Origin of the sequence: Streptomyces phaeoluteigriseus, from assembly GCF_001896135.2 — a bacterium.
Taxonomy (GTDB): domain Bacteria; phylum Actinomycetota; class Actinomycetes; order Streptomycetales; family Streptomycetaceae; genus Streptomyces; species Streptomyces phaeoluteigriseus.
Window position 1 is genome coordinate 63583 of sequence record NZ_MPOH02000005.1, and the last position, 9672, is coordinate 73254.

Annotated in this window: 11 protein-coding genes and 1 pseudogene; 3 read left to right on the plus strand and 9 right to left on the minus strand. The window is 71.7% G+C overall.

Features of this window, described 5'->3' with window-relative positions:
* The coding region (locus tag BM536_RS03515; protein ID WP_094102504.1) for a transglycosylase family protein at nt 1–1069 on the minus strand (1069 nt) is incomplete at its 3' end.
* A gap of 295 nt (nt 1070–1364) precedes the next feature.
* Here BM536_RS03515 and gndA point away from each other — a divergent pair.
* Nucleotides 1365–2881: pseudogene (gndA, locus tag BM536_RS03520) on the plus strand (NADP-dependent phosphogluconate dehydrogenase).
* Nucleotides 2882–3443: 562 nt separating this feature from the next.
* On the opposite strand, the gene BM536_RS03530 reads toward gndA, so the two are convergent.
* The 7 genes from BM536_RS03530 to BM536_RS03560 all read right to left on the minus strand — a co-directional run bounded on the left by BM536_RS03530 (nt 3444) and on the right by BM536_RS03560 (nt 8102).
* Nucleotides 3444–4094, minus strand: a complete 651-nt coding sequence (locus tag BM536_RS03530) for an aspartate/glutamate racemase family protein (RefSeq protein WP_073499445.1) — start codon at nt 4092–4094, stop codon at nt 3444–3446.
* 9 nt (nt 4095–4103) lie between these two features.
* Nucleotides 4104–4451, minus strand: a complete 348-nt coding sequence (locus BM536_RS03535) for a GNAT family N-acetyltransferase (RefSeq protein ID WP_073499447.1) — start codon at nt 4449–4451, stop codon at nt 4104–4106.
* A gap of 26 nt (nt 4452–4477) precedes the next feature.
* Nucleotides 4478–4897 carry an aspartate 1-decarboxylase gene (panD, locus tag BM536_RS03540; protein ID WP_073499449.1) on the minus strand — a complete coding sequence of 140 codons (420 nt, stop codon included), beginning with the start codon at nt 4895–4897 and terminating at the stop codon, nt 4478–4480.
* Nucleotides 4898–5132: 235 nt separating this feature from the next.
* Nucleotides 5133–5993 carry an RNA polymerase sigma factor SigF gene (locus tag BM536_RS03545; protein ID WP_073499451.1) on the minus strand — a complete coding sequence of 287 codons (861 nt, stop codon included), beginning with the start codon at nt 5991–5993 and terminating at the stop codon, nt 5133–5135.
* 132 nt (nt 5994–6125) lie between these two features.
* Nucleotides 6126–6893, minus strand: coding sequence for an ATP-binding protein (locus tag BM536_RS44240; RefSeq protein WP_079275266.1), 768 nt, complete (start codon nt 6891–6893; stop codon nt 6126–6128).
* A 21-nt stretch (nt 6894–6914) separates the two neighbouring features.
* Nucleotides 6915–7481, minus strand: a complete 567-nt coding sequence (locus BM536_RS03555; protein WP_073499453.1) for a MarR family winged helix-turn-helix transcriptional regulator — start codon at nt 7479–7481, stop codon at nt 6915–6917.
* Between the two features lie 201 nt (nt 7482–7682).
* Entirely contained in the window at nt 7683–8102 is a 420-nt protein-coding gene (locus BM536_RS03560) for an ATP-binding protein (protein ID WP_245873249.1), read from the minus strand.
* Between the two features lie 202 nt (nt 8103–8304).
* On the opposite strand from BM536_RS03560, the gene BM536_RS03565 reads away from it, so the two are divergent.
* Nucleotides 8305–8523 (plus strand): hypothetical protein, encoded by a 219-nt coding sequence (locus BM536_RS03565; RefSeq protein WP_073499456.1) that lies wholly within the window; start codon nt 8305–8307, stop codon nt 8521–8523.
* Between the two features lie 108 nt (nt 8524–8631).
* Here BM536_RS03565 and BM536_RS03570 read toward each other — a convergent pair whose 3' ends face one another.
* On the minus strand, nt 8632–9081 hold the full coding sequence (locus BM536_RS03570; protein ID WP_073499458.1) for a DUF6003 family protein: 450 nt from the start codon (nt 9079–9081) through the stop codon (nt 8632–8634).
* Nucleotides 9082–9394: 313 nt separating this feature from the next.
* Here BM536_RS03570 and BM536_RS40675 point away from each other — a divergent pair.
* On the plus strand, nt 9395–9672 hold a 278-nt coding region (locus tag BM536_RS40675; RefSeq protein WP_158086487.1), incomplete at its 3' end, for an FhaA domain-containing protein.

Consider the following 9672-nt stretch of genomic DNA (forward strand, 5'->3'; position numbering starts at 1 on the left):
CGTCCCGCACGGAGATCGCGGACAGGTGCGCGTACTGCGAGTAGCGGCCGTCGGAGTGCCGGACGACCACCTGGTAGCCGAAGGAACCGCCCCAGCCCGCGCTGACCACCGTGCCCGGGGCGATGGACTTCACCGACGTGCCGGTGGGCACGGGGAAGTCGACGCCGGTGTGGTAGCCCTTCGACCAGGACGATCCCGTCGCGTGGTACGGCGTGCCGAGGCCGGCGTCGACGGGGGCGACGAAGGAACGGCCGGCCGTCTTCTTCTCCGACGACTTCTCCGACGTCTTCTTCTCGGCCGCCTTTTTCTCGGCCGTCTTCTTCTCGGCCGTCTTCTTCTGCGCGGGTTCCTTGCGCTCCGTGGTGCTCGGGGTTCTGGTGGCCGGGGCCTTGGCGGCGGCCTGGCCGCGCAGATCCAGCCGCTGGCCGGGAACGATGAGGTCGGGGTCGGTTCCGATCGTCGTCCGGTTCGCGGTGTACAGCCGCTGCCAGCCGCCCCGTACGGCCTTCTCGTCGGCGATCCCGGAGAGGGTGTCGCCCCGCACGACCGTGTACATCTCGGCGGTGCCGGCCCGTGACTGGGGCGTGGTCTGCGGCTGGACGTCTTTGAGAGTGCTGACCGGCTTGGTGCCGGTGGACTTCCCGGTGGACTTCGCGGACGTGCCGGCCGGATCGATGTCGGGGGCGTCGCCGCCGGCGGTCAGTCCCGCCCGCACCGAGCAGGTGGGCCAGGCGCCCGGCCCCTGACCGTCCAGCACCCGCTCCGCCACGGCGATCTGCTGGTCCTTGGTGGCCAGGTCCGCGCGCGGCGCGTACCGGGTGCCGCCGTACGCCTCCCAGGTGGACTGGGTGAACTGGAGGCCGCCGTAGTAGCCGTTGCCCGTGTTGATGTTCCAGTCGTTGGTCGACTCGCACGCGGCGACCTTGTCCCAGGTTTCCACGTCGGCCGCCTGGGCGGCTCCGGCGCCGATGAGCGGGATCGCCATGCCGGCGCCACCCGCCGTGACGGTGAGCGAGGCCCGGTTGATCCTGTTCGGCTGATACCGGCGGTGCCGACCGCGTACGGCCATGGAGATCCCCCTCGACATGCGTCAGGAGGGGCAAAAGTAAGGGCTGCTCACTGGCCGTGACAAGACGAGTATCAGCCGCACTGGCTCAACTCGGCCGGATGGCAGGCCTGTTGCGTGACGTCTGAGACGGGCGGGCCCCTGTGTCCGTATCCGGGTGGGCGACTTCGCGTGTCCAGCGCGTGCGGTGGGCGGAGCGACGCGACAGGATGTGCACGGGACGGGACCGGCGCCGGCGCGTGAGCGTCACGCACGGATCACCGGCCGACGAGCTACCGATTCTTGAGGAGCCAACCGGATGACTGACTCAGCCCAGATCGGCGTCACGGGACTCGCGGTCATGGGCCGCAATCTCGCCCGCAACTTCGCCCGCAACGGCTTCACGGTCGCGCTGCACAACCGGACGGCGGCGCGCACGCACGCCCTTGTGGAGGAGTTCGGCGGCGAGGGCGAGTTCATCGCCGCCGAGACCGCCAAGGAGTTCGTGGCGGCGCTGGAGCGGCCCCGCCGCCTGGTCGTCATGGTCAAGGCCGGGGAACCGACCGACGCGGTGATCCAGGAGTTCGCGCCGCTGCTGGAGCCCGGCGACATGATCATCGATGGTGGCAACGCGCACTTCGCGGACACCCGGCGCCGCGAGCGCGAGCTGCGGGAGCGCGGCATCCACTTCGTGGGCACGGGCATCTCCGGCGGCGAGGAGGGGGCGCTGCACGGCCCGAGCATCATGCCGGGCGGCTCCCCGGAGTCGTACGAGTCGCTGGGCCCCATGCTGGAGAAGATCTCCGCGAAGGCGGCCGACGGGGCGCCGTGTGTGACGCACGTCGGTCCGGACGGGGCCGGGCATTTCGTGAAGATGGTGCACAACGGCATCGAGTACGCCGACATGCAGCTGATCGGGGAGGCGTACCAGCTGCTGCGCGACGTAGGCGGGTACTCCCCGGCCGAGATCGCGGACATCTTCCGCACCTGGAACACCGGCCGGCTGGACTCGTACCTGATCGAGATCACGGCCGAGGTGCTGTCGCACGTGGACGCGGCGACGGGCGAGCCGTTCGTGGACGTGGTGGTGGACCAGGCCGAGCAGAAGGGCACCGGCCGCTGGACCGTGCAGATCGCGCTGGACCTCGGGGTGCCGGTGTCGGGCATCGCGGAGCCGAGCAGAAGGGCACCGGCCGCTGGACCGTGCAGATCGCGCTGGACCTCGGGGTGCCGGTGTCGGGCATCGCGGAGGCCGTGTTCGCCCGGTCGCTGTCCGGCCACGCGGCGCTGCGTCAGGCCTCGCGCGGCCTGAGCGGGCCGAAGCCGGCGGCGCTGGACCGGGCGGAGGCGCAGGCCTTCGCGGACCGGGTGGAACAGGCGCTGTACGCCTCGAAGATCGTGTCGTACACGCAGGGCTTCCACGAGATCGCCGCGGGTGGTGCGGAGTACGGCTGGGACATCGACCTCGGTGCCGTCTCCGCGATCTGGCGGGGCGGCTGCATCATCCGGGCGGCCTTCCTCGACCGGATCCGCGCCGCGTACGACGCCCGGCCGGACCTGCCGAGCCTGCTGTCCGACGAGACGTTCGCCTCCGAGATCGGGGCGGCGCAGGACGCGTGGCGCGAGGTGCTGGTCGCCGCGACCCTCCAGGGCGTCGCCACGCCGGGGTTCGCTGCGGCGCTCGCCTACTACGACGCGCTGCGTGCCGAGCGGCTGCCCGCGGCGCTGACGCAGGGCCAGCGGGACTTCTTCGGGGCGCACACGTACCGGCGGGTGGACCGCGACGGGTCGTTCCACACCCTGTGGGGCGGGGACCGGTCGGAGGTCTCGGCGTAGCCGCCCGGCTGCGAGGGTCCTCGCGGTGGGCGGCGTCCCGCGGGTGCCGCCCACCGCTTCGTGCACCCCGGGTCAGCTCAGGGGTGGGCCCGGCTCCGGGTTCGGGACGGGCTCGGGACCCGGCGGGATCGGGGACGGGTCCGGGTCCGGCGGCGGTGGGCCCGGATGCGGTGGGGCCGGCGGGGTCGGACTCGGGGACGGCTCGGGGCCCGGTCCGGGAACGGGTGGAGTGGGGTCCGGCCCCGGGGGCGGTTGGGGATTCGGAACCGGGCTGGGGTACGGGTCGGGACCCGGCGTCGGCGGTGGCTGGACGGGGTCCGGGAACGGGTTGGTCATCGTGTCCTCCGGCCAGGGATGGGCTTGGCTCTGGACTACTGCCCCGTCTACCCGGCGGTGGCGCGCGCAGTCACCCGGCGGTGGCACAGGGTGCGCCCGGCCGGACCCCCACCGCCCGGTCAGCCGCCCCGGGCCGCCTCGGCCACCCGCGACCAGGCCCGGCGGTGGCGCACCCAGTCACCCGGCGGTGGCACAAGGTGCGCCCGACCGGACCCCCACCGCCCGGTCAGCCGCCCCGGGCCGCCTCGGCACCCGCGGCCAGGCCCGGTGCGGGACTGCTCAGCACCGGTACCGGTGTGGTGGTGAGGTGCTGGGCGGGGGCCATGGAGGCCTGGGCGAGCACGATCGCGTCGGCATCGGCGCCGGTGACCGTGTCGGCGGTGGCGGCGACGAGGCGGACGTAGCCCTCGGTGTCACCGGCCTCGAAGCGGTCCCAGGCGCCGTCGACGAGCAGCGTGCGCACCGCGACGGGACGGCCCGCGCGGGCGGCTTCCTCCGCGACCAGCTCCGCGGTGGGGCCGAGGGTGCTCTCCAGGGCCGCCAGGACGACGACGCGCGGGCCCGCGGCGACCCCGGCGGCGGCCATCGGGCGGTCGACGCGCAGCACCGGGACCCCCGCCGCGGCCGTCCGTGCGACGGTCTCCGCGACCGCGCCGAGGGTCGAGCAGGTGCACAGCACCGCCCGCGCCCCCTCGGCGACGGCCTGCGCGAGCACGGCCCGTACGTCGTCGGCGACCGCTTCGGGTCCCTGGTCCCGCGCGCGGGTCAGCAGGTCCTCGTCGACGAAGTGCCGCAGTCGCAGGCCGGGGTGGGCCCGGTCGCGCAGGGTGTCGAAGACGGGGACGTGGACGGGTGAGGTGTGCAGGAGGGCGAGCATCCGGCGCCCTCAGAACCGGCCAGGGTGGGCGCGCAGCCACCCCTTGGCGGCGGTCAGCAGCGCGGGGTCGGCCGCCGGGGCCTCCTCGGGGTGACGCGCGGCCCACTTCACGACGTACGGGCAGAGCGGGGCGACGGGGACGCCCTCGCGGCCGGAGATCGCGTACAGCTCGCGGGCCAGGGAGCCGGCGATGCCCTTGCCCTCGTGGGCCGGCTCGACGACGGTGTGCACCGGGACCAGGGCGGGCGCGGGCGACTCCAGGACGAAGTACTCGATGCGGCCGACGACCTGGCCGTCCTCACCGAGCGCTTCGAGGCGGCCGGCCGGCCGGTCGTCGCGGATGCTGATGTCGCTCACGGGCGCTCCTGGGGCTGCTGCGGTGGTCAGGCGGACACGGCCTGCGGGCTGCGCTCCTGGTCCGACCCCGGCACCGGTTCCGCCGGGTCGGCGCCCAGTGCCACGATCCGGTTGTCGCGGTCCACATGCACGACCCGGGGCTTCAGGGCTCGCGCCTCGGCGTCGTCGACCTGAGCGTAACTGATGATGATCACCAGGTCTCCGGGGTGCACGAGATGGGCGGCGGCCCCGTTGATCCCGACGACACCCGAACCGCGCTCCCCCTCGATGACGTACGTCTCCAGCCGCGCGCCATTGGTGATGTCGACGATGTGGACCAGCTCACCGGGCAGCAGATCGGCGGCGTCCAGCAGGTCGGCGTCGATGGTCACCGATCCCACGTAGTGCAGGTCAGCCTGGGTGACGGTGGCTCGGTGGATCTTGGACTTGAACATGGTGCGCAACATCCGAGGACTCCTGCAAGTAGGCTCCCTGCCTGCGTTCTTGCAGGTCAAGGGCTGTTTCAACACCTTACAGCCGGTCGCGTCCCCGGGCACCGCTCCCCAGGTTCCTCAGGACTCACGCTGACCGGACGCGTTCAGCGTACGCAAGGACCCTCGAAGGTCTCCGTGACGATCGCCACAGCGGGGCCGGCCCTTCCGGCCGCCGGTCACCGCTGGACAGCGTCTCTTCGGTCGGATCTCAGTTCGTGGCGAGCATGTCCGCGCGCAGGCGGGCCAGGAGTCGGGTGATCAGCCGGGAGATGTGCATCTGGGAGACTCCGAGGTGCTCCCCGATCTCCGCCTGGGTGCGTTCTTCGACGAACCGCATGTGGATGATGACGCGGTCCCGCTCCGGGAGATCGGCGATGAGAGGGCTGAGCGTGTGGAAGTCCTCGACGAGTTCGAGCGCGGCGTCCTCCTCGCCGATGAACGCGTTGAGTGTCGCGTCCTGGCCGTCGGGGTCGCTGCCGATGGCGGCGTCGAGCGATGCGGAGGCGTAGCCGTTCGCCGCGATCTGGGCTTCGACGACTTCCTCCTCGGTGAGGCTCATCAGGGCGGCGAGTTCGGACACCTTGGGGGCCCGGCCGAGGCGTGTGCCGAGTTCCTCGCTGGCCTTGGCGAGTTCGATGCGCGCCTCCTGGAGACGGCGCGGCACATGGACGGCCCAGGAGGTGTCGCGGAAGAACCGCTTGATCTCGCCGACGATGTAGGGCACGGCGAAGGTCGCGAACTGGACCTCACGTGAGATCTCGAACCGGTCGATGGCCTTGATCAGTCCGATGGTGCCGACCTGGATGACGTCCTCCATGTCCTGGCCGCTCCCGCGGAACCGGCCGGCCGCGTAGCGGACCAGGGACATGTTCATCTCGATCAGGGTGTTGCGCGCGTACTGGTACTCGTGAGTGCCCTCTTCGAGCAGGGTGAGCCGGTCGAAGAACAGCCGGGACAACTCCCGGGCGTCCTTGGGCGCGATCTTCTGCGGGTCGGCGATGTGCGGCAGCTCGGTACCCGTGTCGGTACCGGCGTCCGTCTTCGTGCCGACGCGTGTTGTCGCGGTCACAGCCCACTCCCCTACTGTCCCGGCCCCTCCTGTCCCCCGGCAGGCCGTCCGTGCGGGGCTGCTACCCGGCCTCGCGGCACTCACACCTGTTGACCACGTAAAACGTGGCGATCATCACATCACCGCTCCGCGTCAGTGAGCCAGTGAGAGGACCGACCGCACCGTCTTGCCGCCTGGACGCACGTCCACACGTACCGCCTTCGACAACCGCTGGACGAGCGGCCATCCGAAGCCTCCCGGCTGCCAAGGCTGCGAGCGGCGCGTGTGCGGCCGTTCGCGACTCGCGTCGTCGACGGAGATCGTCAGCGTCTCCGGGGCCGCCCTCAACCGGAACCCGGTGACCCCGTCGGCGTGCTGGATGGCGTTGGTCACCAGCTCCGACACCACGATCAGCGCGGCGTCCACCTCGGCGGGATCCCGAGGAGCGATCCGGGACAGAAAGTCGCGTGTCACCTGTCGTGCGCGTACCGCTGTTGTCCGGCTTTCTACGAGCAGCGTGTCTCCCGCCTCGATGGCGTGCACAACGGATACCTCCCGTACTTGTCGGTGCCCTGAATTCTCCGAATGCCCCGTTTCCGTCCGCTCACGCGGGTTCCGTCCGCTCACGCGGGCTCCGGTCGCCGTCGTCCTCGTTCGTCGACTCGGGTCCGTGCACCGGTGACCTCGGGCGGACGATGGCCGGCGGCCACACCTCCGGCGGAGGCCTGGCCCGGGCCCGGGCCCGAGTTCGCCGAAGCGGCTGGTTCGGGAGTTTGCCGTCGACAGCCGGCCCGGTCGGGGCCTCACCCTCACTGTCACCGCCCGGGTGTCCGGCTGCCTGCCCGCTCCCCGGCCGGGGCGGGGTGCCGCAGTCGTGCGCCCGGACCGGAACGGCCGCGCCCTCGGGACCGAACGACCCACCCCTGCGGCACGCTGCCCTCGTCACCCACGGCCCGGGGCGTCGGACCGTGACGATGTCGACGTCACATCGAGCGCCCGCAGGAACGCCCTCAGGCCACGTCTCAACGCGGCCCGGTCGGCTGGTTCCATCACCGCCAGGGTGAGGGCCAGAGCACGCGTCCGACGCCCGGCCACGTCTTCGAGCACATGCCGACCAGCCGCTGTCAGGCGCAGTTGCACCTCGCGGCGTCTGCGCGGGTGGTACGCCCTGTCCAGCAGGCCGGCCGCCTCCAGGCGGTCACACAGCCGACTGGCCGTGGGCATCCCGATGTCCAGCCACTCCGCCAAGCCCGTGAGGTTCAGTCCCGGCGCCGTCTCCAGAACCCGTAGCGCCCTCAGCTGATGCAGGGAGAGCCGCATAACCGCACCCTGTATGGCGACGGACCACAGATCCGACAGTCTCTCCACAGCGCCGGCGATCTCCGTCGCGATGACCTCAGGGCCGATCTCCGTCGCGATGACCTCAGGGCCGATCTCCGTCGCGATGACGTCAGGGCCGTCACCCGGTCCCTGCACCTGATTGTCGCCGGGGCCGTCGAGGTGCGTCACGAACCAGTCACTCCCCGGAGGAACGGGGCCAGGTGGATGCCATGCTCATTCCATCGCAGTACCCGAGGACCCGACGAGCAAGCAAACGCCCGTGTGTGCGAACGGCAATGGTCCCCGTCCGCGCCTCCACGTCACGCACACACGACGTTCCACGCAAGGACGCAGGCGATCCAGGCCGCCGAGGCGGGCGATGCCGTGGAGTCAGATGGCGAGGACCGCACGCACGCGCTTGCCGCCCCCGCTGACCGGGATGATGTCGAACCGTTGCGCCAGGCACCGCACCATGGCCAGGCCCCGCCCGCTTTCGCCCTCCGCGGTCAACGGCCGTACGCGAGGCTGGTTGGGGTTGTCGTCGTAGACCTCGACAGTCACCCGGTCGTCGGACACCTGAAGGCGTAGGCGGCAGGCGCTGCGGCCGTGCCGGCCGGCGTTGGTGACCAGTTCGGACGCGATGAGCGTCGCGTCGTCGATGTGTCCGGCGTCCACCTGTGCCATCCGGTGCCGGGACCGGGTGAGGAACACGGTGGTCAGCCTGCGCGCCCTCCTTGCCGAAGCGGCTTCCTCGGGCAGCAGGTACTCCACTCGAACCGAACGCCGATGGGTACGCCGATGCGTACGCATGGCGGATCACTTCCCCTCCTAGGACAACCGCCGGCCCCGCTGTCCGTTCGCCGGGGCCGCGGCACGACTTGCGCGGTCGGTCCTGCCCCCTCCTGATGCCCCGCACCGGTGATCGCCAATCGCGCGGGCCGCCGTGGCGACTCGACGGCACCCGCGCGTCGTTCACCCAACTTCACTTCTGGATCACCGGGCGACGGAGGACGTGTTCCGCCTGATGCCGCGCGGCGTCGAGGCCGACCGGCTGACCGCGCCGCGCGGCTTCGCGCGCCTGATGACGGCTCACGGCGTCGTCGAGGAGGCCTTGGTGCACTCCGTGCTCACGTCCTCCGAGGACACCGACACCGGCACCGCTGCCGCCACCGACACCCCTGCCGGGTGCAACTCGGCTGCGGTGTCGCCCGCTTGTGTGCCTTCCCGCTGAGGGCGCGCCGCGGGTGGCGTCGCCCACGTGCACCGCGTGGTGTACGCGGACCACCCCCGCGCGAGGCCGCCTCTGGATCCCAAACCGTTCGCCGGTCCCCAGGTCGCGCTACCCGGTGGGTTCGGTGGCGGACGGGCCGCCGACGGCCTGGACGATGTCCTGCGGGTCCAGACCGGTGAGTTGCGCGATGCGCGGCGCGGGAATCCCGGAGGTCAGCGCCCGGTGGACCAGGGACCGCCAGTCCTGGGTGGTGTCCCTGAAGGTGAGCAGCTCGGACTCGATGTCCGTCACGGACGGGGGCGCACACGCGTGCTCCACCCGGACCGTCTCCTCCTCGCTCAGAGGGACCGGCAGGCGCTCCGCGTCCTCGGGGATGAGCACCTCGGCTCCGGCCGGGACGATCCTGACGTATTCGGAGGAGGCGGGGACGCCGTGCGCCTGCAGCCATCCCCGTACCGCGGGAGTCCCGGCGCACTCCAACTCGCCGACAGCGGCCAGGGCCGCGCCCAGACGCGGGTGGCGCTCGGGAAGAACGAAAAGCAAGGCATCGTCGGACATGGCTACGGCACCATCCTCGGGCAGAACGTGAACACGAACGTGATGCCGATACCCCCGCACGGCACTCCGACCCCAGGGAAATCGCCAGTCACCCGAGTGGATGCCTGCTCGATCGTCCGTATGTATCTCTCGGGCCGGACCGGGGCGGGGAGATCACGGCGACTGTCACGGTGGACTCCGGAGGCCGGCCTGGCTCGGAGCGGCCGTCGAGTGCTCTCCCGGCACCGTCCGATCCACCCGTACGGGTGCGTGTGCCCCGCGCTCCGTCGGGCAGCGGAGCGGGATGGGATTCCTCGTCGGTATGGAACGTGTGATGGAAGGATGGGTCGACGCGCTGGGGGAAGCGCTGATGCCGCGCGCCGGGAAGCGGGCCGAGGTGGTGCGGATACTGCACTGCGAGTGCGACGACCGCGCCTTGATCCTGGACCGCCGGCGCACTCTGGTACCCAACGCCTTCGTCATCGAACTCCCGCCGGAGTCCCACCTGCGATTGGCCCCCGGCAGTGCTGAGGTGGTGGGGCACCTCGCGGCTCAGGTCCGCCGCCATGCCGCGGAGCAGGGGTACACGTTCGCCGGGCCGGTGGCCGTTCA

Coding starts and splice junctions, on each gene's coding strand:
- BM536_RS03530 (WP_073499445.1), bottom strand. CDS start 4,094: ATGCTCGCCCTCCTGCACACCTCACCCGTCCACGTCCCCGTCTTCGAC.
- panD (WP_073499449.1), bottom strand. CDS start 4,897: ATGTTGCGCACCATGTTCAAGTCCAAGATCCACCGAGCCACCGTCACC.
- BM536_RS03560 (WP_245873249.1), bottom strand. CDS start 8,102: ATGCGTACGCATCGGCGTACCCATCGGCGTTCGGTTCGAGTGGAGTAC.
- BM536_RS03570 (WP_073499458.1), bottom strand. CDS start 9,081: ATGTCCGACGATGCCTTGCTTTTCGTTCTTCCCGAGCGCCACCCGCGT.